Here is a 19,210-nt window from a genome sequence, read left to right on the forward strand (position 1 = left end):
CCATTGTAATAAAAATTTATACTCTGTGAGCCGACCCTACGCTCTCCTCATTCAAAAGAATTTCAGAGCTTATATAAAGCTCGCACAAACAATCTGTTTTTTGCTTCTACATTATTTCAAGGAACAATGCCTTAGACATCAAATAATTTCCAAGACAGATTCCAAAGATACGGGATAAATCCATCAGATGTCAATAACTATCTGAACTTTTTTCTACTTTTTTTGCCCTAAACTTTGGAGCATAAAAAAAGAAGTGAAACTCTATCGTTGCACTTCTTTTTTAAAAGGGTTTAGAGGATTACTTTTTTTCTCCTTCCTCTTCCGTATCAGCTTCTGAAGTTTCTTCTTCAACAGACTCATTTTCTGCAGTTACTTCTTCAGAACTTTCTTCGCTAGCAACCTCTTCTTCCGCTGCTACAGCTTCTATTTCCTCTTCAACAACTGTTTCTGTAGCCTCAGCGGTTGCTGCTTCAGTAGCTGCCTCTGGTGCATTCGATTTCTTAGTTCTTCGAGTTCTCTTTTTCTTGGTAGTTTTACCTTCGGGCTGAATGTCATTGAAATCTACTAACTCAATCACAGCCATTTCGGCTCCATCGCCTTGCCTGAATCCGATTTTGATTACCCGGGTATAACCACCTGGTCGATCTTTCGCCTTTGGACCTACTTCAGCAAATAAAGCTTTTACTGTTTCTTTATCCTGAAGACTAGAAAAAACTTCTTTCCTGTTTAGGTGATTATCTTCTTTAGCTCGCGTTATTAATGGCTCAATAAATCTACGAAGTTCTTTCGCTTTAGCTACGGTAGTAACAATTCGGTGCTCTCTAACAAGAGCAGTTGCTAATGCCCTCATCGTTGCTCTTCTATGAGCAGCGGTACGGCTTAGTTTTCTACCTTTTACTTTGTGGCGCATGATTTAATTTCCTTTCTTAGTCTAAATACTTGGATACATCCATACCAAATTGAAGATTCTTTTCTTCAATTACTTCAATCAGCTCGGTAAGAGATTTCTTTCCAAAGTTTCTGAATTTCAATAGGTCTTGCTCATCTCTTGCAACTAGTTCACCAATTGAATTGATGTTTGCAGATTTCAAGCAGTTGTATGCACGAACACTCAAGTTCAAGTCTTCAATACTTGTTCGGAGTAGGTTGGCAATTCTTTGCTTCTCAGCATCTACTTCTTCCTCTTCCTGAGTGAATGGTTCTTCAATCTTCTCAGTGATGAACTTCTCAATGTGCTCTTTAAGAATTTTACCAGCAAGCGTTAATGCTTCTTTAGCATTTACTGAGCCATCAGTTTCAACATCCATTACAAGCTTTTCGTAGTCAGTTCTTTGCCCAACACGAACGTTCTCTACATTGAACTTTACAGACTTGATAGGAGTATAGATTGCATCGATAGCAATAAGGTTTACATCTTCTTCATCAAAAGAAATTTCCTCTGCAGGAACATATCCTCTTCCACGACCTACACGAAGTTCGATCTCGAGCTCAGCATCATCAGCAAGATTAGCTATTACATGGTCAGTGTTTAGTACTTCGTACTCAGCAGTAGCATTATCAATGTCACCTGCAGTAAGTGTGCCACTACCTTTCTTGCTTATGTGAATTACTCCACCGCTTTGCTCAACTTGCTTGAAGCGTACTTGCTTGAAGTTTAAGATGATTTCATAAACATCTTCCTTTACTCCTTTAATACTGGAATACTCATGATCAACGCCATTAATTTTTACAGCATTGATAGCAATACCCGGAAGAGAAGAAAGAAGTACTCTTCGAAATGAATTTCCGATCGTAACACCAAATCCTCTCTCTAGTGGTTGAAGAACAAATGTACCGAAGTTGTCATCATCTTTAACAACATCGAGGCTTTCTGGCATTTGAATACTATAGTTACTCATAGTGATACGGTAAACTTTTAAAATTACTTAGAATAAAGCTCAACAATAAGCTGAACATTGATGTTTTCTGGAATCTCTTCCATTGTGGGCTCATAAAGGAATTTCCCGGAAGTTGATTTAGCATCTACTTCAACCCACTTGTATTTATTGCGAGGAGCACTGCTCAATGAATCCTGCACCAACTCAAGGTTTCTTGATTTTGGACGAAGTGAAATAATATCACCAGGCTTCACTGCATATGAAGGAATATTCACTGTACTACCATTTACTACAATGTGCTTATGTGAAACAAGCTGTCTCGCCTGACGACGAGTTTTCGTGAATCCCATTCTGAATACAGTATTATCTAATCTTGATTCCAGAGACTGAAGCAATACCTCACCAGTTACACCATCCTTTGCACTTGCTGCTTCATACAGATTACGGAATTGCTTCTCTAAAAGTCCGTATGTGTATTTTGCCTTTTGCTTTTCTTCTAGTTGAACAGCGTATTCTGATTTTCTTTGGAATCTTGATCGGCCATGCTGACCTGGGCCATAAGGCTTTCTTTCAAGAGCTTTACTAGCTCCAAAAATTGGTTCTTTAAACCTTCTAGCCTTTTTCTGTTTTGGTCCTCTATATCTTGCCATGTGTTATTACAATAACTAATTAAACTCTTCTTCTTTTTGGTGGGCGACATCCGTTATGCGGGATTGGAGTCTTGTCTACAATAGAAGAGATCTCTAATCCAACATTTGCCATTGCCCGAACAGCTGCTTCTCTACCAGAACCAGGTCCTTTTACAAATACTTCCACTTTTCTTAGCCCCATATCATGGGCAGCTCTGGCAGCAGTTTCAGCACTTAGCTGAGCTGCATACGGTGTATTTTTTCTTGAGCCTTTAAATCCTTCTTTACCAGCAGAAGACCAGGAAAGTACATTTCCGTTAGCATCTGTAATGGTAACAATCACATTATTGAAAGTAGCCTTTACAAAAGCCATCCCATTAGGATCACTAACCTGCTTTTTCTTTTTTCTTTTAGCTGCTGCAGCTGAGCTTGCTTGCTTCTTAGCCATAATTACTTGTCAATTAAAATTACTTAGTAGCTTTCTTCTTATTGGCAACGGTTCGCTTTTTACCCTTACGAGTACGCGCGTTTGTCTGAGTTCTTTGACCTCGAACAGGAAGCCCTTTACGATGCCTTACTCCTCTATAACTGCCGATCTCTATAAGTCGACGAATGTTTCCATTCACTTCACTTCGTAGAGCACCTTCCACTTTATATTCTTCATCAATCATCGTACGGATAGCACTCACTTGCTCATCAGTCCAATCCTGTACTTTAATGTTCTCATCAATCTCAAGTGATGATAGAATATTATGAGACTGAGAACGCCCAATCCCATGTATATAAGTAAGGCCTATTAGCCCTCTTTTTTGTTTTGGTAAATCAATTCCTGCGATTCGTGCCATATATACTTATGCAATTATCCCTGTCGCTGCTTGTGGCGAGGGTTTTTCTTATTGATTACATACAAACGACCTTTTCGTCTTACAATCTTGTCGTCTGAGCTTCTTTTTTTAACCGAAGATCTTGTTTTCATGTCTACAGTAGTTATTTGTATCGATAGGTAATTCGTCCTTTACTCAAATCGTAAGGAGACATCTCAACAGCTACTTTATCTCCGGGAAGAATTTTGATGTAGTACATCCTCATCTTTCCAGAAACATGAGCAAGTAATTCATGCCCATTTTCCAGCTGCACTCTGAATTGTGCATTTGGAAGTGCTTCTAAGATTTCACCATCCTGTTTGATCGGCTCTTGTTTAGCCATATTGAATTACATTATCTTGATTTTTCGACAGCTCGGCAATATAGTCAAAAGTACTGAGAATTTCAGCACTTCCTTCCCTCACTACAATATCATGTTCGAAGTGAGCAGAAACTTTACCATCGGCCGTTACTACCGTCCAACCATCTTTCAACGTTTTTACTTTCCACGAACCCATATTTATCATGGGCTCAATCGCAAGGGTCATACCTGAACGCAGGCGCTCCCCTTTTCCTTTTCTTCCGTAATTGGGAACTGATGGATCTTCATGTAATGATTTTCCTAATCCGTGCCCAACTAAATCCTTTACAACTCCAAACCCTTCTTTCTCGCAATGGCTCTGGATGGAACTTCCTATATCTCCCATCCTATTACCATGTACTGCATGCTCAATCCCGAGATAGAGTGATTCAAGAGTAGTACGCAATAAATTCAGTACCTCATCATCACAATCTCCAACCGCAAAAGTAAACGCGTGATCACCGAAGTAACCATCTTTTTCTACTCCACAGTCAACAGAGACTACATCTCCTTCGTTAAGCACGCGATCTCCCGGAATTCCATGTACAACTTCTTCATTTACTGAAATACAAAGCGTACCTGGAAATGGATTATTACTAGGGCCATAACCTTTGAAAGCTGGCCTGGCATTATTTGCCTTTATATAATCCTCCGCAATCCGATCAAGCTTTCCAGTGGTAACTCCTGGCTCAATGTACTTACCAACCTGGCCAAGTGTTCTGGAAACAAGTTGCGCGCTTTCACGCATCTTGTCGATTTCGGATTCACTTTTAAGGTAGATCATTGTTAAGCCCTGCGGCTTCGCCCTTTGATCTTTCCTGTTTTCATGAAACCATCATAATGACGCATCATCAAATGGCTCTCAATCTGTTGCAGAGTATCTAACGCAACACCAACTATAATCAACAGACTTGTACCCCCATAGAAGAGAGCAAATCCTGGAGTAACTCCAAAGTTGATTACGATTGCAGGAAGAATCGCTACAAAAGAAAGAAATAGTGAACCCGGAAGGGTAATTTTTGTCAAAATATTATCAATGAACTCTACGGTAGATTTACCTGGGCGAACACCCGGAATAAAACCACCTTGTCTTTTCATGGTATCAGCCATTTCCTTTGGATTGATGGCGATAGCCGTATAGAAAAATGTGAAAAACACACAGATAAAGAAGAATACTACCGAGTATAAGAAACCGGAGTAGTCAACCGACCATGCTGTTAATAATTGGACAGTTTCATTCTCTGGGAAAAACGATCCAACTGTGCTAGGAATGAACATGATTGACTGTGCAAAAATAATAGGCATTACACCTGCTGCATTTACACGAAGTGGTAAATATTGAGTCGTTCCACCATATACTTTTCTTCCAACCACTCGCTTTGCATACTGTACAGGAATCTTTCTGGTTCCTTGAGTAAGTAAGACTACAGCTGCAATAATGAGGACCAGCACAGCAATCTCAATTAATACGATAATTGCATTACTCTTGGTTGTAACCTCATTAATAAGGTTTGCAGGTAGTACTGCAATAATACCAATCATGATAATTAGCGAAATACCATTCCCAATCCCTCGATCAGTAATTCGCTCACCTAACCACATTACAAATGCAGTACCTGCTGTTAATACAATAATGGAAGTAATTGTGAATGCCACAGGACTTACAATAATTGCTCCAGGAGCTGTCGCAATCAGGTTTATAGAAAATGCAACAGCCTGAAGTGCGGTAATACCAACTGTACCATATCGGGTTAGACGCGTAATCTTCCTTCTCCCTTCTTCACCTTCACGTTGAAGCTTTTGGAAATAAGGTACTACAGCCCCCATTAACTGAATGATGATAGAAGCGGTAATGTATGGCATAATACCAAGCGCAAATACACCCGCACGAGAGAAAGCCCCTCCCACAAACATATCAAACAAGCCCAGAAGGCTGTTTGCTCCACTTCCAGTAGAGTCTAGAAGTGCACCAGGATCTACTCCTGGTAACGTGATATAACTTCCTACCCTGTAGACCATCAAGATTCCTACTGTGTATAGAATCCTGTTTTTCAGGTCCTCGATTTTAAAGATGTTGCGGAAATTTTCTATCAGACTCATTCGTCGCTAGTTCCGATTATTTAATGATGGTTACGGTTCCGCCTGCTTTTTCTACTTTTTCAATAGCAGCTTTGCTGGCAGCATGTACTTCAATTTCGATTTTGTCCTTGAACTCTCCGGTTCCAAGAACTTTTACAAGATCCTTGTTATGAGCTAAACCAGCTCCAACTAAATCAACTATAGTAATAGTAGCTTCAAGCTTCCCTGCTTCAATATACTCGCTGATTGTTCTAAGATTAATAGGTCGGTATTCAACACGGTTCGGATTCTTAAAACCGAATTTTGGAATACGTCGTTGTAGGGGCATCTGACCACCTTCGAACCAGGCTCTTCTTGAATAACCTGATCTGGACTTTTGACCATTCATACCACGACCTGATTCCTGTCCTTTACCAGAACCTTCACCACGCCCAACTCTTTTCGAGTTTTTCTTATTTGGAGCCGGTGCTTTTAAATTAGTTAAATCCATAGTTCAAATATGTTATCGGTATTAACCTTCGAATACTTTATTAAGAGAAACGCCTCTTCTCTGCGCTACTTCTACAGGGTCAGTTAATTCTTTTAATGCCTGAAATGCAGCCTTCACCATGTTATGAGGGTTAGAAGAACCTTGAGACTTTGAAAGAATATTGTGAACACCAGCTACATCGAGCAAGTTTTTTACGGCACCACCAGCAATTACACCAGTACCTTCTGATGCCGGACGTAATAATACTTTTCCTGCTCCTGCTTTTCCAACCACAGGATGGTAGATGCTTTTACTTGCAGTAAGTGGAATTCTGATCAAATTCTTTTTTGCGTTGTCAAAGCCTTTTTGGATAGCGTCAGAAACCTCGTTCGCTTTACCAAGACCATGACCTACAACTCCATTACCATCTCCTACTACAACAATGGCATTAAAGCTAAATCGACGACCACCTTTTACTACTTTTGCTACACGGTTAACGTGAACCAGCTTCTCCTCTAAATTTAGGTTTGCTGCTGGGATAGATTGTTTTCTTCTTACTTTAGGCATTACTTAGTCCAGTTCTTTTAAAAGTCTAATCCACCTTCACGGGCACCTTCGGCAGCCGCTTTGATAATTCCATGATATTGGTATCCGCCTCTATCAAATACGATAGTGTTAATACCTTTGTCTTGAGCTGCTTTTGCCAGTTCAGTTCCAGCCTGTTTTGCTTTTTCAACACCAGCTTCAGCTTTGTTTGATGCAAGAGTAACTCCAGCTGCATCATCAATTAGTTGCAGGTAAGTAAACTTGTTACTTTTGTAAACGCTTAACCGTGGCCTTTCAGCAGTACCTTTTACAGTAGCACGGATCCGAGCTCTGATTTTATTCCTGCGTTCAGTTTTTTTCTGATTCTTATTCATTTCTTAGTCCTTATTTAGCCGCTGATTTACCTGCTTTACGTCTAATCTGCTCACCAACATACCGGATACCTTTTCCTTTATATGGTTCAGGCTTACGGAATGAGCGAATCTTTGCAGAAACCTGACCAACCAACTCCTTATCGATACCTGAAATGATAAGAATTGGGTTTTTGCTGGATTTGGTATCTACTTCAATTTTAATCCCTTGAGGCGGTACGAAGAAGATCGGGTGAGAATAACCAAGGTTTAGTTCAAGTACATCACCGCTCATAGCAGCTCTGAAACCCACGCCAATGATTTCTAGTTTTTTAGTGTACCCTTCGGTAACTCCAACTACCATATTATTGATAAGAGAACGGTAAAGACCGTGAAGTGCACGATCTGATTTTTGCTCAGAGCTTCTCTTTACAACTATAGTGTTTTCACTTTTTTCAACAGTGATATTTGGATGAACCTGAAGACTGTTTTCGCCTTTATCCCCTTTTACAGTGATAATGTTGTCAGCGCTAATGCTTAGTTCAACTTTATCGGGAAGGGCAACGGGTAATTTTCCTATACGAGACATAGTTTAATACTCTTTTTAATAAACGGTACAAAGTACTTCGCCGCCAACATTAAGTTTGCGAGCTTCTTTATCAGTCATTACACCTTTCGAAGTAGATAGAATTACCACTCCAAGGCCGTTTTGAGCGCGTGGCACTTCAGCCGCTCCGCTATACTTTCTTAATCCAGGCTTAGAAAATCTTGTAAGGTCACGGATTACAGGTAAACCATACGAATCATATTTCAGGAACATCCTGATTACGCCTTGCTTACCATCTTCAATATCGATGAACTTAGAGATGTATCCTTTATCTACAAGGATCTTAGCCATTGCGCGCTTTAATTTAGATGCAGGAACATCCACTTTTCTGTGGCCTGCAGTTTGCGCATTTCTAATTCGAGTTAAAAAATCTGCTATCGGATCGTTCATTTCAGTTTACCAACTTGCTTTTCTTACGCCAGGGATTTTTCCATCCGAAGCTAATTCACGGAACTTGATTCGAGAAATACCATATCTCCCAATGTATCCTCTACTACGGCCAGTAATACTGCACCGGTTTCTTACACGAGTAGGGCTCGCATTTCTAGGGAGCTTTTGTAAGGCTTCATAATCACCAGCCTCTTTTAAAGCAGCCCGCTTTTCAGCGAATTTCTCTACTGTTCTTTTTCTTTTCTCGTTTCTTGCTATCCAGGATTTTTTAGCCATAATGGAATTTCGTATTAATTTCTTCTTTTAAATGGCATTCCGAAGTGTTTTAGCAATGCTAAAGACTCTTCATCAGTTTCTGCAGTGGTTACAAACGTAATGTCCATACCATGCAGCTTTGTAACTTTATCAGTATCAATTTCAGGGAAAATGGTATGCTCTTTTACACCCATTGTGTAGTTACCACGCCCGTCAAAACTCCTGTCAGGAATACCTTGAAAGTCACGAGTTCTAGGTAATGCCAGGTTAATGAATCTATCAAGGAATTCGTACATGATACGACCTCTTAGAGTCACCTTACATCCGATTGGCATTCCTTCTCTTAACTTAAAGTTAGAGATAGATTTTTTTGCTTTAGTGGTTACTGGCTGTTGGCCAGTAATCAGAGCCATATTTGCAACAATAGTATCTAATGATTTCTTGTCTTGAATCGCTTCTCCGGATCCCACATTAAGCACAATCTTCTGGAGCTTAGGAATAGCCATCACATTCTCATAGGCAAACTCTTCCTTAAGCTTAGGAGCAATCTCTTCTTTATAAAATGTATATAGTCTTGCTTCTGCCATTGTTATCTACAATTATTTGTCTATGATTTCACCACTGGTCTTTGCATAGCGAACCCAACGGCCTTTACCGTTTTCTTCAAGTCGCTTGCGACCAATTCTTGATGGCTCTCCAGTTGAAGGATCCACTACCATCACATTTGAAATGTGAATAGGGGCTTCTTTATGGATTCTTCCACCTTGTTGATTTTCTTGAGAAGGCTTTTCGTGGTGTGTTCTGATGTTAACACCTTCAACAAGTACCCTTTCCTGATCCGGGAAAACCATTAATACTCTTGCCTGGTAACCCTTATCACGAGAAGGTTGACCTTTTGAGCTGGTAATCGCCTTAGTTAGGGCAACTGTATCGCCTTTTTTAACGTGTAATTTTCGTTGTGTATTGAACCTGCGTGGCATTACTCTAATCCTTTTAAAGTACTTCCGGAGCTAGGGACACAATCTTCATGTAACTCTTCTCACGAAGTTCGCGAGCTACAGGTCCAAAAATACGTGTTCCTACCGGTTCCTGATCTTTGTTAATAACTACTGCGGCGTTTTCATCAAAACGGATATAGCTTCCGTCTTTTCGCCTGAATTCTTTTTTCGTTCTCACTATAACAGCTTTAACAACATCACCCTTTTTAACATTACCACCCGGGAGTGCAGTTTTCACTGAAGCAGAAATTATATCACCTACTCTGGCATATCTTCTTCTTGAATCACCAAGAACTTTGATACACATGATTTTTTTTGCTCCGCTGTTGTCAGCTGTGTTTAAAATTGTTTGAGTTTGAACCATCGCTTTCTAAACCTCTTACTTATTTAGCTTTTTCAACGATTTCAACCAATCTCCAAGACTTTCTTTTGGAAAGCGGGCGGGTTGACATGATTCGAACAGTATCACCGATACCTGCTTCGTTGTTTTCGTCGTGAGCCATGTACTTGGTAGTTTTTGTGATGAATTTCCCATAAATAGGGTGCTTCACCTGACGATCAACAGCGATGGTGATACTTTTCTCCATCTTATCGCTTACTACCCGGCCGGTTCTTTCACGGCGTTGTGCTCTTTCAATATTCTGTGCGTTTTCTGCCATAGTCAAAATCCTGCTGATTACTCAGCACTTCTTTTTTCGTTCAAAATGGTTTTCAAACGTGCAATCTCACGTCTGTGACTTTTAATACGAGCAGGGTTTTCGAGCTGCCCGGTAACAGATTTAGAAAAACGAAGATTTTGAAGAGCAGACTGCTCATCCTTTACTCTGGTTTCTAATTCTGTAGTTGATAAATCTCTTAATTCGTGTGCTTTCATTTCTTCCTCCTTATCCGTTCAGGTCTCTACGAACGACGAATTTAGTTTTGATTGGAAGTTTGTGAGCAGCTCTTCTCATCGCTTCGCGAGCCCTGTCTTCAGATACTCCGGCGATTTCAAACATGATGCGGCCTGGTTTTACCACAGCTACCCAGTGATCCAAAGCACCCTTACCTTTACCCATTCGAGTTTCAGCAGGCTTACTGGTCATTGGTCGGTCAGGAAAAATTCTGATGAATGTCTGACCATCACGTTGAAGAGAACGTGCGATTGCGATACGACATGCTTCAATTTGTCGAGAAGTGATGAACTTAGGCTCCAATGCCTTTAAAGCAAAATCACCAAAATTGATGAGATGACCTCTGTTGGAATTGCCTTTAAGTTTATCGCGATGTACTCGACGTCGTTTTACTCTTTTTGGTTCTAACATCGTTACTTACCTATCCGTTGTTATTGTTCGCACGGTTTCTGTTTCGTCGGCGTCTGTTATTTCTGCGATCGCCTTTGTCGCCGCCTCTTCTACCTCGAGAAGAATCAGCTTCTTGTTTACTTTGAGCTCCAGGAGTCAAGTCAACATCTCCAATAATCTCTCCTTTGTAGATCCAAACACTTACTCCAATAGCTCCATAAATGGTATTAGAAGTAGCAACTGAATAATCAATATCTGCTCTAAGTGTATGAAGGGGAATCTGGCCTTCTTTGTATTGTTCTGTTCTCGCCATCTCAGCACCGCCAAGACGACCAGCGCATGAAACTTTAATTCCTTTTGCTCCCATTCTCATGGCAGAAGCAATGGCGGTTTTCATTGCTCTTCTAAAGGAAACACGAGCTTGAAGTTGCTGAGCAATATTTTGAGCAACCAAACTTGCATCAAGCTCAGGTCTCTTAATTTCACTCACATTAATTTGTACTTCTTTGCTTGTGATTTTCTTTAACTCTTCGCGGAGTAATTCGATCTGCTCACCACCTTTCCCGATAATTACACCAGGACGGCTTGTTCTAAGAGTAAGAAGGATTCTCTTCGGGGTACGCTCGATCACTACGTTCGAAAGCCCACCGTTTCTTAAACGGGTTTGTAGATATTCGCGAAGCTTAGTGTCTTCAAGCACTAATGCAGGCTGGTTGTCTTCTGAGTACCAGTTAGAATCCCAACCGCGAATAATTCCTAGTCTAAAACCAATTGGATTTGTTTTTTGTCCCAAGGTATTGCTCGTTTAATCGTTTGCCATTTCTACTTCACGTTTTGCAACCACCACAGTGATATGGCAAGAACGCTTGTTTATGCGGTGAGCCCTTCCCTGCGGTGCAGGTTGAATTCTCTTAAGGGTTACGCCTTCATTTACATAGATGGTTTTGATGTATAAATCTTCATCATCAAAACGCTCTTCCTGAAATTTATCTCTCAGGTTTGCTGCAGCCGACTTAATTACTTTTGCTACCTCAGCTGCTGAACCTTTTTTAGTGAATTCAAGCCTTTTCAAAGCTTTATCCACCTGAGCACCACGTACAGCATCGGCTACTAACCTCACTTTACGAGGGGCTCTTCTTAAATGTCGTTGTATGGCTCTTGCCTCAAATACTGGAGTATCCATTTACTCTACCTTATTTAGCTTTTTTCATTGGATGCCCACGGAAAGTTCGAGTTGGTGCAAATTCACCAAGTTTGTGACCTACCATGTTTTCTGTTACAAATACCGGAATGAACTGCTTGCCGTTATGTACAGCTAGTGTTAGCCCGATAAAATCAGGAGTTATCAGGGAACTTCTAGACCAGGTTTTGATCACTTTTTTGCTTCCGCTTTCATTAGCCTCATCAATTTTTCGTTGAAGCTTGTAATGAACAAAAGGCCCTTTTTTTAATGAGCGTGGCATACTTTCTATTCTTATTTCTTAGCGTTTCTTCTTCTGATGATGTATTTATTCGATAGCTTCTTACGGTCTCGGGTCTTTTTACCTTTAGCCATTTGACCCCATGGAGAACGTGGATGTCCACCAGAAGCTTTACCTTCACCACCACCCATTGGGTGATCTACCGGATTCATCGCAACACCACGAGTTTGTGGACGACGACCTAACCAACGGCTTCTTCCTGCCTTACCAATGGTAGTGTTCATATGATCCGGATTGCTGGTAGTACCAACAGTTGCAATGCAACGTCCCAGGATTAATCTCACTTCACCAGATGGAAGCTTTACACTTACATACTTTTCTTGCTTACCTAACAACTGAGCTACAGTCCCAGCGCTTCGGCAAAGAATCGCTCCACGACCTGGTTCAAGCTCAATATTATGAATGAATGTACCAGGAGGCATATGTCTTAATTCAAGAGCATTCCCTAAATCCGGAGATACCTTCGAACCAGAGATCACAGTATCACCAACTTTTAATCCATTAGGAGCGATAATGTATCTTTTCTCACCATCCGCATAAGCTAAAAGAGCAATTCTTGCAGTACGGTTTGGATCGTACTCAATTGTTTGAACTTTAGCCGGGATATCAAATTTGTTTCTTTTGAAATCGATTACCCTGTAACGGCGCTTGTGTCCTCCTCCTCTATGACGAGAAGTTTTACGTCCGTGATGGTTACGACCACCTGATTTACCAATACCAACGGTAAGAGATTTTACCGGCTTATCAGTAGTAACGTCATCAAACACAGGAGCTATTCTGTGTCGGGTACCGGGAGTAATAGGTTTTAATTTCCTTGTTGCCATGTATCTCTAATCTTAGATTTCGCTAAAGAAATCGATTTCACCTTCTTTAATTGTCACAATCGCCTTCTTCCATGTAGCAGTTCTACCTGCCTGGAAACCACTACGAGTATATCTTCCTTTAGGCTTGGAAGGCATGATCAATGTGTTCACTTTAGCTACTTTAACGCCAGGGTAGTGAGACTCGATAGCCTCTTTGATTTCCGGCTTGGTAGCTTTTTTTGCTACTTCAAAAGTGAACTTATTTTCCGTCTCAGAAAGACGGCTCAATTTTTCAGTAATAACAGGTCTGATTAAAATGCTCATGCTGCTACCTCTTCATTCTTGGATTCGATTGAGTTCTCAAGAACAGCAATCGCACTTTCCTGGATCATAATTACATCAGCGTTCAGGATCTGATATGTATTAGGCATGTTTGCTTCCAATACCATTACACCAGGAATGTTTCTAGCTGATAAGTATACGTTCTTGTCATTTTCAGCAGTAAGTAGAAGCACTTTTTTCCCTTCTGCCTGGAAAGCCGCAAGCATTGTATTTACTTGCTTGGTTTTTGGAGCTTCAAAAGTGAAGTCCTTTACAATAGTAATAGCTTCATTAGCAGCTTTCACCGATAACGCTGATTTTCTAGCTAAACGAATGACTTTCTTGTTTAACTTGAAGCTGTAGTCACGAGGCTTAGGACCAAATACAGTACCCCCTTTTCTAAGAAGAGGAGACTTGATGCTTCCACGGCGAGCATTACCAGTACCTTTTTGTCGATATAATTTCTTTGTACTACCAGTAATTTCTGAACGCTCTTTTGTGCTGTGAGTACCCTGACGCTTATTAGCCATATGGCGACGAACGTCTTCGTACATAACAACTTCATTAGGCTCAATAGCAAAGATTGCATCATTAAGATCTGCTTTTTTGCTCGCCTTGGTTCCGTCTATTTTATATATATCTAATTTCATTCTTACGCCTCAGCTGATTTGTTGAGGATTTCAACGTAGCTGCCTTTAGGACCAGGAATACTTCCTGTAACTAGTATGAGGCTTGATTCTGGAAGAATCTTAGCAACACTCAGGTTCTTTACTTTCACACGAGTATTACCATGTTGACCTGCCATTCGCATTCCTTTGAATACACGTGCAGGGTCAGAAGCACCACCAATAGAACCAGGAGCTCTTAGTCGGTTATGCTGACCATGAGTCTCATCCCCAACTCCGCTAAAGTTATGGCGCTTGATTACCCCAGAGAATCCACGACCTTTTGAAGTACCGGCCACATCAACGATGTCTCCTACAGAAAACACGTCTTCAACCTTAAGCTCATTACCTTCTACAAGTCCTTCTGGTAGGTAATCACGGAATTCTTTTACTACCGCTTTTCCTGAAGTTCCTGCTTTAGCAAGGTGGCCTTTTACAGCTTTTGAAATATTTTTTTCTTTTCGTTCAAAACTAGAAACCTGAACAGCATTGTAGCCATCCTTTTCTTCTGTTTTGATTTGGGTAATAACAGCGGTTGGAACTTCAACAACAGTTACAGGAATACTGCGACCGATTTCGTCGAAGACACTTGTCATCCCAACTTTTTTTCCAATCAAACCACGCATTGTGTTCTTGATCCTTTCGTTAAACTTTAATTTCTACGTCAACGCCAGAAGGTAATTCCAGCTTCATTAGAGCATCTACGGTTTGTGAACCAGTAGACAGAATATCAATAAGTCTTTTGTGAGCTCTGTATTCGAACTGCTCACGAGACTTCTTATCAACAAACACCGATTTATTTACAGTGATAATGCTTTTTCTTGTTGGTAATGGAATTGGACCAGAAACCACAGCACCAGTTGATTTTACAGTCTGAATAATCTTCTCAGCTGATTTGTCAATCAAATTATGATCGTATGACTTTAGCTTGATTCTGATTTTTTGTTGTGTTGCCACGGATCAGAACTCCTTAATCTAAGATTTTAGTTACCACACCGGCTCCTACGGTTCGCCCACCCTCACGGATCGCAAAACGTAGCCCTTCTTCCATCGCCACCGGCTGAATCAATTCTACCGACAACTTCACATTGTCGCCAGGCATCACCATCTCCACGCCACTCGGCAGCTCACATGCTCCCGTTACATCCGTGGTACGGAAATAAAACTGTGGACGGTAGCCCTTGAAGAACGGCGTGTGACGCCCACCTTCGTCTTTGCTCAACACGTACACCTCACACTCAAACTTCTTGTGGGGAGTAATTGAGCCTGGCTTACAAAGCACCATTCCACGCTGGATGTCTTCCTTGGCAATACCTCGAAGCAGGATCCCCGCGTTGTCGCCCGCCTGACCCTGGTCAAGCAGTCTACGGAACATCTCAATACCAGTCACTACACTCTTTAACGGCTCTTCAACGATCCCTACAATCTCGATCTCGTCGTTAAGCTTCAAGATTCCACGCTCAATACGGCCTGTTGCCACAGTTCCACGACCAGTGATTGAGAACACGTCTTCTACTGGCATTAGGAATGGCTTGTCTACATCACGCTCTGGAGTAGGGATGGTGGTATCCACTGCCTGGATAAGCTCCACAATCTTCTCTTCCCACTGCGCTTCGCCGTTAAGAGCACCTAACGCAGATCCCTGGATCACAGGAATATCATCGCCATCAAACTCATAGCTAGATAGCAGCTCACGTACTTCCAGTTCTACCAACTCAAGCAGCTCCTCGTCGTCCACCAAGTCTACCTTGTTCATGAACACTACGATTTGAGGCACCCCTACCTGACGAGCCAACAAGATGTGCTCGCGGGTCTGTGGCATCGGGCCATCGGTAGCCGCTACTACTAAAATAGCACCGTCCATCTGAGCCGCACCCGTTACCATGTTCTTCACATAGTCGGCGTGGCCCGGGCAGTCTACGTGCGCGTAGTGACGTGCTTCAGACTCATACTCCACGTGCGCCGTCGCAATGGTAATCCCACGCTCTCTTTCCTCCGGAGCGTTGTCAATCTGATCGAAGGCCTGGGCTTCTCCCCCATAAGTCTTCGCCATTACCGTCGTGATCGCCGCCGTCAAGGTCGTCTTGCCGTGATCTACGTGACCAATGGTGCCCACATTCACGTGGGGCTTGGTGCGTTGAAAGGTCTCTTTTGCCATATTCTAACTAGTTTATCGTTTAAATTTCTTATGCCTGGCTTTCAATAATTTCCTGAGCAATCTTATCAGGTACCTGCGTGTACTCTTCAAATTCCATAGAGTATACTGCACGCCCTTGAGTCAAAGATCGAAGGTCAGTAGAGTATCCGAACATCTCAGAAAGAGGAACATTTGCTTTTACTACTGAGCCATTAGGATCAGAGTTCATGCTCTGGATAATTCCACGACGACTGTTCAAGTCACCAATAACATCACCCATGTACTCTTCCGGAGTGGTTACTTCTACCTTCATTACAGGCTCAAGCATTACCGGCTTGGCTTTTTTTGCTGACTCACGGAAACCAGACTTTGCTGCTAATTCGAAGCTTAACTGGTCAGAGTCAACATCGTGGTAAGAACCATCAAATAGTCTTACACCAATATTTTGAACTCCATAGTTGGCCTGGATACCATTTTCCAAAGCCGCAAGGAATCCTTTTTCAACAGATGGGATAAATTCACGAGGAATATTACCACCTACAATTTCATTAATGAATACGAAGCCTTCGTGCTGACTCACACGATCCTTCTTACCTTCGTAATTATCGAAGTACCCCATAGGAGCAATCTCAAACTGGATATCAGCGAACTTACCACGGCCACCAGTTTGCTTCTTGTAAGTCTCACGATGAGTAACATTAGCAGAAATGGTTTCACGGTAAGATACCTGAGGAGCACCTACGTTAGCTTCTACTTTAAATTCTCTTTTCAATCGATCAACAATGATCTCAAGGTGAAGCTCACCCATACCAGCAATTGTAGTCTGACCAGTTTCTTCATCAGTAGAAACTTTAAATGTCGGATCTTCTTCAGCTAGTTTTTGAAGACCAGTTGAAAGCTTGTCGCTGTCAGCTTTTGTCTTAGGCTCAACAGCAAGCTTAATTACCGGCTCTGGGAAAGTGATTTGCTCAAGGATAACTGGACTGTCCAGATCACAGAACGTATCACCAGTGTACACTTCTTTAACACCTACGACAGCTACAATATCACCTGCCTGGGCAAATTCTACATCTTTCTTGTCATTGGCATGCATCTCAAGTAGACGACCAACACGCTCTTTCTTACCAGTAGAAGAGTTTAAGATGTAAGATCCTTTGTCAAGTTTACCAGAGTACACTCGAGCAAATGTTAACTTACCTACATAAGGATCCGTCATGATCTTGAAAGCTAATGCAGAGAAAGGACCATTTGGGTCAGCCTCTCTTGTAACTTCTTCTTCGGTTTTTGGATCGATACCCTTAACAGCTTCAACATCAAGTGGAGAAGGCATGAAATCAAGAACGCGATCAAGCATTGCCTGAACACCTTTGTTCTTAAGAGCAGTACCACACATTACTGGAGTAATGTCTTTTGCAATAGTTGCCTTTCTGATCGCATCAATAATTTCTTCTTCAGAAATCTCCTCTTCCATGAGGTATTTTTCCATCAGGGTCTCATCATGGTCAGCAATAGCTTCAAGCATTTGAACACGGTAGTCGTTCACGCTTTCAACCATATCTTCTGGGATGTCAATTACATCATATTTTGCTCCAAGAGAAGCTTCATCCCAAACAATACCTTGCATGGTGATCAAATCAACTACTCCTTTAAAGTTCTCCTCTCTTCCGATTGGAATTTGGATAGGAATAGGATTTGCATTCAATTTTTCATCAAGCTGAGATACTACATTATAGAAGTCAGCTCCAGTACGATCCATCTTGTTCACGAAAGCCATACAAGGAACCATGTACTTGGTAGCCTGTCTCCATACAGTTTCAGACTGAGGCTGAACAGCACCTACAGAGCAAAGTACAAATACTGCACCGTCTAATACACGAAGAGAACGCTCTACCTCTACGGTAAAGTCCACGTGACCAGGAGTATCAATAATATTGATGCGGTGATCTTTCCAAATACAGTGAGTAGCTGCAGAAGTGATAGTAATACCACGCTCCTGCTCCTGCTCCATCCAGTCCATAGTAGCAGCGCCATCATGCACTTCACCAATTCTATGACTTCTACCAGTATAGAAAAGGATACGCTCGGTAACAGTGGTTTTACCGGCATCAATGTGCGCCATAATCCCGATGTTACGCGTTTTGCGCATTGTGTCGAGAACTTTAGGATCCATTGCAGTTTTAACTTCAGACATGTTTGTGATGAATAGTGTTTTTTAAAATCTAAAATGTGCGAATGCTTTGTTTGCCTCAGCCATACGGTGAGTCTCATCTTTCTTACGAACAGCTCCACCTTCATTCTTAGAAGCATCGATAAGCTCTCTGGAAAGACGAAGCGACATTGATTTATCATTTCTTGATCGCGCCGCTTTGATTAACCACCTCATTCCTAAGGCAGTACCACGCTCTTGTCTCACTTCAACAGGCACCTGGTAAGTAGCCCCACCAACTCGGCGAGACTTAACCTCAACTACTGGAGTTGAATTCTGAAGTGCAGAACGGAAAACATCAATACCTGTTTCTCCTGTTCTTTCTTCGATCAGTTCGAATGCCTGATAAACAATTTTACGAGCAACATTTTTCTTCCCGTCTTTCATCAGGTTGTTCACAAAACGGGTAATCATTTTGTCCGAAAAAATCGGATCTGGTTGCACGTCTCTTTTTTCTGCTTTTCTTCTACGCATGCTCGACTAGTTTAAATTCTTAATGGTTACCCTTTAGGTCGTTTAGTACCGTATAAACTTCGGCTCTGTGTTCTACCCTCAACACCAGCAGTATCAAGTGTACCACGAATGATGTGGTATCGAACACCCGGTAAATCCTTTACCCTTCCTCCACGAATAAGAACAATACTATGCTCTTGCAGGTTGTGGCCCTCACCAGGGATATAGGCGGTAACTTCAATTCCATTTGTTAAACGAACACGAGCTACTTTACGAAGTGCTGAGTTCGGCTTCTTCGGAGTGGTAGTGTAAACCCGGGTACAAACACCACGCTTCTGCGGACAATTCTGCATTGCCGGAGCGGTTGTTTTCCGAACCTTACTTTTTCTACCTTTTCTAATAAGTTGTTGTATAGTTGGCACTGTTCAAAAATTTGG

At 41.6% G+C, this 19,210-nt stretch carries 33 protein-coding genes; all 33 read right to left on the minus strand.

The annotated features are described in order from the left end of the window. Positions 1-298: 298 nt before the first annotated feature. From rplQ to ED557_07520, 33 genes are read right to left on the minus strand one after another with little or no spacing between them, the layout of a single operon-like run. Entirely contained in the window at positions 299-910 is a 612-nt protein-coding gene (rplQ, locus tag ED557_07360; protein RNC83594.1) for a 50S ribosomal protein L17, read from the minus strand. Between the two features lie 16 nt (positions 911-926). Next, positions 927-1,898, minus strand: coding sequence for a DNA-directed RNA polymerase subunit alpha (locus tag ED557_07365; GenBank protein ID RNC83595.1), 972 nt, complete (start codon positions 1,896-1,898; stop codon positions 927-929). Between the two features lie 23 nt (positions 1,899-1,921). Next, positions 1,922-2,527, minus strand: a complete 606-nt coding sequence (locus ED557_07370; GenBank protein RNC83596.1) for a 30S ribosomal protein S4 — start codon at positions 2,525-2,527, stop codon at positions 1,922-1,924. A 19-nt stretch (positions 2,528-2,546) separates the two neighbouring features. Beyond that, a complete protein-coding gene (locus tag ED557_07375) occupies positions 2,547-2,954 on the minus strand; it encodes a 30S ribosomal protein S11 (GenBank protein ID RNC83597.1) in 408 nt (135 codons plus the stop codon). Between the two features lie 19 nt (positions 2,955-2,973). Next, positions 2,974-3,351 carry a 30S ribosomal protein S13 gene (locus tag ED557_07380; protein ID RNC83598.1) on the minus strand — a complete coding sequence of 126 codons (378 nt, stop codon included), beginning with the start codon at positions 3,349-3,351 and terminating at the stop codon, positions 2,974-2,976. Between the two features lie 14 nt (positions 3,352-3,365). Beyond that, on the minus strand, positions 3,366-3,482 hold the full coding sequence (locus tag ED557_07385) for a 50S ribosomal protein L36 (GenBank protein RNC83599.1): 117 nt from the start codon (positions 3,480-3,482) through the stop codon (positions 3,366-3,368). A gap of 11 nt (positions 3,483-3,493) precedes the next feature. After that, positions 3,494-3,712 carry a translation initiation factor IF-1 gene (locus ED557_07390; protein RNC83600.1) on the minus strand — a complete coding sequence of 73 codons (219 nt, stop codon included), beginning with the start codon at positions 3,710-3,712 and terminating at the stop codon, positions 3,494-3,496. Beyond that, positions 3,705-4,514, minus strand: coding sequence for a type I methionyl aminopeptidase (gene map / locus ED557_07395; GenBank protein ID RNC83601.1), 810 nt, complete (start codon positions 4,512-4,514; stop codon positions 3,705-3,707). The genes ED557_07390 and map overlap by 8 nt, the downstream gene beginning before the upstream one ends. A 2-nt stretch (positions 4,515-4,516) precedes the next feature. Beyond that, entirely contained in the window at positions 4,517-5,830 is a 1,314-nt protein-coding gene (secY, locus tag ED557_07400; protein RNC83602.1) for a preprotein translocase subunit SecY, read from the minus strand. Positions 5,831-5,846: 16 nt separating this feature from the next. Continuing rightward, on the minus strand, positions 5,847-6,299 hold the full coding sequence (locus ED557_07405) for a 50S ribosomal protein L15 (protein RNC83603.1): 453 nt from the start codon (positions 6,297-6,299) through the stop codon (positions 5,847-5,849). Between the two features lie 21 nt (positions 6,300-6,320). After that, positions 6,321-6,845 carry a 30S ribosomal protein S5 gene (locus tag ED557_07410; protein RNC83604.1) on the minus strand — a complete coding sequence of 175 codons (525 nt, stop codon included), beginning with the start codon at positions 6,843-6,845 and terminating at the stop codon, positions 6,321-6,323. Positions 6,846-6,862: 17 nt separating this feature from the next. After that, positions 6,863-7,198 (minus strand): 50S ribosomal protein L18, encoded by a 336-nt coding sequence (locus ED557_07415; protein RNC83605.1) that lies wholly within the window; start codon positions 7,196-7,198, stop codon positions 6,863-6,865. 10 nt (positions 7,199-7,208) lie between these two features. After that, positions 7,209-7,763: a 50S ribosomal protein L6 gene (locus tag ED557_07420; GenBank protein RNC83606.1), complete on the minus strand. Its 555-nt coding sequence runs from the start codon at positions 7,761-7,763 to the stop codon at positions 7,209-7,211. A 15-nt stretch (positions 7,764-7,778) separates the two neighbouring features. Beyond that, positions 7,779-8,171 (minus strand): 30S ribosomal protein S8, encoded by a 393-nt coding sequence (locus ED557_07425; GenBank protein ID RNC83607.1) that lies wholly within the window; start codon positions 8,169-8,171, stop codon positions 7,779-7,781. Positions 8,172-8,177: 6 nt separating this feature from the next. Beyond that, positions 8,178-8,447: a 30S ribosomal protein S14 gene (locus ED557_07430; GenBank protein ID RNC83608.1), complete on the minus strand. Its 270-nt coding sequence runs from the start codon at positions 8,445-8,447 to the stop codon at positions 8,178-8,180. 14 nt (positions 8,448-8,461) lie between these two features. Continuing rightward, positions 8,462-9,013, minus strand: a complete 552-nt coding sequence (locus ED557_07435) for a 50S ribosomal protein L5 (protein RNC83609.1) — start codon at positions 9,011-9,013, stop codon at positions 8,462-8,464. A gap of 12 nt (positions 9,014-9,025) precedes the next feature. After that, positions 9,026-9,406: a 50S ribosomal protein L24 gene (locus ED557_07440; protein ID RNC83610.1), complete on the minus strand. Its 381-nt coding sequence runs from the start codon at positions 9,404-9,406 to the stop codon at positions 9,026-9,028. A gap of 13 nt (positions 9,407-9,419) precedes the next feature. After that, positions 9,420-9,788 (minus strand): 50S ribosomal protein L14, encoded by a 369-nt coding sequence (locus ED557_07445; protein ID RNC83611.1) that lies wholly within the window; start codon positions 9,786-9,788, stop codon positions 9,420-9,422. Between the two features lie 19 nt (positions 9,789-9,807). Further along, complete coding sequence (locus ED557_07450; protein RNC83612.1) at positions 9,808-10,083, minus strand: 30S ribosomal protein S17; 276 nt, start codon at positions 10,081-10,083, stop codon at positions 9,808-9,810. 17 nt (positions 10,084-10,100) lie between these two features. Further along, complete coding sequence (locus ED557_07455) at positions 10,101-10,298, minus strand: 50S ribosomal protein L29 (GenBank protein ID RNC83613.1); 198 nt, start codon at positions 10,296-10,298, stop codon at positions 10,101-10,103. Between the two features lie 10 nt (positions 10,299-10,308). After that, positions 10,309-10,728 (minus strand): 50S ribosomal protein L16, encoded by a 420-nt coding sequence (locus tag ED557_07460; GenBank protein RNC83614.1) that lies wholly within the window; start codon positions 10,726-10,728, stop codon positions 10,309-10,311. Positions 10,729-10,738: 10 nt separating this feature from the next. After that, positions 10,739-11,500 carry a 30S ribosomal protein S3 gene (locus ED557_07465; protein RNC83615.1) on the minus strand — a complete coding sequence of 254 codons (762 nt, stop codon included), beginning with the start codon at positions 11,498-11,500 and terminating at the stop codon, positions 10,739-10,741. A gap of 12 nt (positions 11,501-11,512) precedes the next feature. Further along, positions 11,513-11,890, minus strand: coding sequence for a 50S ribosomal protein L22 (locus tag ED557_07470; GenBank protein RNC83616.1), 378 nt, complete (start codon positions 11,888-11,890; stop codon positions 11,513-11,515). A 10-nt stretch (positions 11,891-11,900) separates the two neighbouring features. Continuing rightward, a complete protein-coding gene (locus ED557_07475; GenBank protein RNC83617.1) occupies positions 11,901-12,170 on the minus strand; it encodes a 30S ribosomal protein S19 in 270 nt (89 codons plus the stop codon). A gap of 11 nt (positions 12,171-12,181) precedes the next feature. After that, complete coding sequence (locus ED557_07480; protein ID RNC83618.1) at positions 12,182-13,012, minus strand: 50S ribosomal protein L2; 831 nt, start codon at positions 13,010-13,012, stop codon at positions 12,182-12,184. Between the two features lie 12 nt (positions 13,013-13,024). Next, positions 13,025-13,315 (minus strand): 50S ribosomal protein L23, encoded by a 291-nt coding sequence (locus ED557_07485; GenBank protein RNC83619.1) that lies wholly within the window; start codon positions 13,313-13,315, stop codon positions 13,025-13,027. Beyond that, complete coding sequence (locus ED557_07490; GenBank protein RNC83620.1) at positions 13,312-13,962, minus strand: 50S ribosomal protein L4; 651 nt, start codon at positions 13,960-13,962, stop codon at positions 13,312-13,314. The genes ED557_07485 and ED557_07490 overlap by 4 nt, the downstream gene beginning before the upstream one ends. Before the next feature lie 2 nt (positions 13,963-13,964). Further along, a complete protein-coding gene (locus tag ED557_07495; GenBank protein RNC83621.1) occupies positions 13,965-14,603 on the minus strand; it encodes a 50S ribosomal protein L3 in 639 nt (212 codons plus the stop codon). A 19-nt stretch (positions 14,604-14,622) separates the two neighbouring features. Next, positions 14,623-14,934, minus strand: coding sequence for a 30S ribosomal protein S10 (locus ED557_07500; protein ID RNC83622.1), 312 nt, complete (start codon positions 14,932-14,934; stop codon positions 14,623-14,625). Between the two features lie 13 nt (positions 14,935-14,947). Beyond that, a complete protein-coding gene (gene tuf / locus ED557_07505) occupies positions 14,948-16,135 on the minus strand; it encodes an elongation factor Tu (protein RNC83623.1) in 1,188 nt (395 codons plus the stop codon). A gap of 28 nt (positions 16,136-16,163) precedes the next feature. Next, complete coding sequence (gene fusA, locus ED557_07510) at positions 16,164-18,305, minus strand: elongation factor G (protein ID RNC83624.1); 2,142 nt, start codon at positions 18,303-18,305, stop codon at positions 16,164-16,166. Between the two features lie 21 nt (positions 18,306-18,326). Continuing rightward, complete coding sequence (locus ED557_07515) at positions 18,327-18,794, minus strand: 30S ribosomal protein S7 (protein ID RNC83625.1); 468 nt, start codon at positions 18,792-18,794, stop codon at positions 18,327-18,329. Between the two features lie 26 nt (positions 18,795-18,820). Beyond that, entirely contained in the window at positions 18,821-19,195 is a 375-nt protein-coding gene (locus ED557_07520) for a 30S ribosomal protein S12 (GenBank protein ID RNC83626.1), read from the minus strand. Between the last annotated feature and the right edge of the window lie 15 nt (positions 19,196-19,210).

The organism is Balneola sp., from assembly GCA_003712055.1.
Taxonomy (GTDB): domain Bacteria; phylum Bacteroidota; class Rhodothermia; order Balneolales; family Balneolaceae; genus RHLJ01.

Coding starts and splice junctions, on each gene's coding strand:
- rplQ (RNC83594.1), bottom strand. CDS start 910: ATGCGCCACAAAGTAAAAGGTAGAAAACTAAGCCGTACCGCTGCTCAT.
- ED557_07365 (RNC83595.1), bottom strand. CDS start 1,898: ATGAGTAACTATAGTATTCAAATGCCAGAAAGCCTCGATGTTGTTAAA.
- ED557_07370 (RNC83596.1), bottom strand. CDS start 2,527: ATGGCAAGATATAGAGGACCAAAACAGAAAAAGGCTAGAAGGTTTAAA.
- ED557_07375 (RNC83597.1), bottom strand. CDS start 2,954: ATGGCTAAGAAGCAAGCAAGCTCAGCTGCAGCAGCTAAAAGAAAAAAG.
- ED557_07380 (RNC83598.1), bottom strand. CDS start 3,351: ATGGCACGAATCGCAGGAATTGATTTACCAAAACAAAAAAGAGGGCTA.
- ED557_07385 (RNC83599.1), bottom strand. CDS start 3,482: ATGAAAACAAGATCTTCGGTTAAAAAAAGAAGCTCAGACGACAAGATT.
- ED557_07390 (RNC83600.1), bottom strand. CDS start 3,712: ATGGCTAAACAAGAGCCGATCAAACAGGATGGTGAAATCTTAGAAGCA.
- map (RNC83601.1), bottom strand. CDS start 4,514: ATGATCTACCTTAAAAGTGAATCCGAAATCGACAAGATGCGTGAAAGC.
- secY (RNC83602.1), bottom strand. CDS start 5,830: ATGAGTCTGATAGAAAATTTCCGCAACATCTTTAAAATCGAGGACCTG.
- ED557_07405 (RNC83603.1), bottom strand. CDS start 6,299: ATGGATTTAACTAATTTAAAAGCACCGGCTCCAAATAAGAAAAACTCG.
- ED557_07410 (RNC83604.1), bottom strand. CDS start 6,845: ATGCCTAAAGTAAGAAGAAAACAATCTATCCCAGCAGCAAACCTAAAT.
- ED557_07415 (RNC83605.1), bottom strand. CDS start 7,198: ATGAATAAGAATCAGAAAAAAACTGAACGCAGGAATAAAATCAGAGCT.
- ED557_07420 (RNC83606.1), bottom strand. CDS start 7,763: ATGTCTCGTATAGGAAAATTACCCGTTGCCCTTCCCGATAAAGTTGAA.
- ED557_07425 (RNC83607.1), bottom strand. CDS start 8,171: ATGAACGATCCGATAGCAGATTTTTTAACTCGAATTAGAAATGCGCAA.
- ED557_07430 (RNC83608.1), bottom strand. CDS start 8,447: ATGGCTAAAAAATCCTGGATAGCAAGAAACGAGAAAAGAAAAAGAACA.
- ED557_07435 (RNC83609.1), bottom strand. CDS start 9,013: ATGGCAGAAGCAAGACTATATACATTTTATAAAGAAGAGATTGCTCCT.
- ED557_07440 (RNC83610.1), bottom strand. CDS start 9,406: ATGCCACGCAGGTTCAATACACAACGAAAATTACACGTTAAAAAAGGC.
- ED557_07445 (RNC83611.1), bottom strand. CDS start 9,788: ATGGTTCAAACTCAAACAATTTTAAACACAGCTGACAACAGCGGAGCA.
- ED557_07450 (RNC83612.1), bottom strand. CDS start 10,083: ATGGCAGAAAACGCACAGAATATTGAAAGAGCACAACGCCGTGAAAGA.
- ED557_07455 (RNC83613.1), bottom strand. CDS start 10,298: ATGAAAGCACACGAATTAAGAGATTTATCAACTACAGAATTAGAAACC.
- ED557_07460 (RNC83614.1), bottom strand. CDS start 10,728: ATGTTAGAACCAAAAAGAGTAAAACGACGTCGAGTACATCGCGATAAA.
- ED557_07470 (RNC83616.1), bottom strand. CDS start 11,890: ATGGATACTCCAGTATTTGAGGCAAGAGCCATACAACGACATTTAAGA.
- ED557_07475 (RNC83617.1), bottom strand. CDS start 12,170: ATGCCACGCTCATTAAAAAAAGGGCCTTTTGTTCATTACAAGCTTCAA.
- ED557_07480 (RNC83618.1), bottom strand. CDS start 13,012: ATGGCAACAAGGAAATTAAAACCTATTACTCCCGGTACCCGACACAGA.
- ED557_07485 (RNC83619.1), bottom strand. CDS start 13,315: ATGAGCATTTTAATCAGACCTGTTATTACTGAAAAATTGAGCCGTCTT.
- ED557_07490 (RNC83620.1), bottom strand. CDS start 13,962: ATGAAATTAGATATATATAAAATAGACGGAACCAAGGCGAGCAAAAAA.
- ED557_07495 (RNC83621.1), bottom strand. CDS start 14,603: ATGCGTGGTTTGATTGGAAAAAAAGTTGGGATGACAAGTGTCTTCGAC.
- tuf (RNC83623.1), bottom strand. CDS start 16,135: ATGGCAAAAGAGACCTTTCAACGCACCAAGCCCCACGTGAATGTGGGC.
- fusA (RNC83624.1), bottom strand. CDS start 18,305: ATGTCTGAAGTTAAAACTGCAATGGATCCTAAAGTTCTCGACACAATG.
- ED557_07515 (RNC83625.1), bottom strand. CDS start 18,794: ATGCGTAGAAGAAAAGCAGAAAAAAGAGACGTGCAACCAGATCCGATT.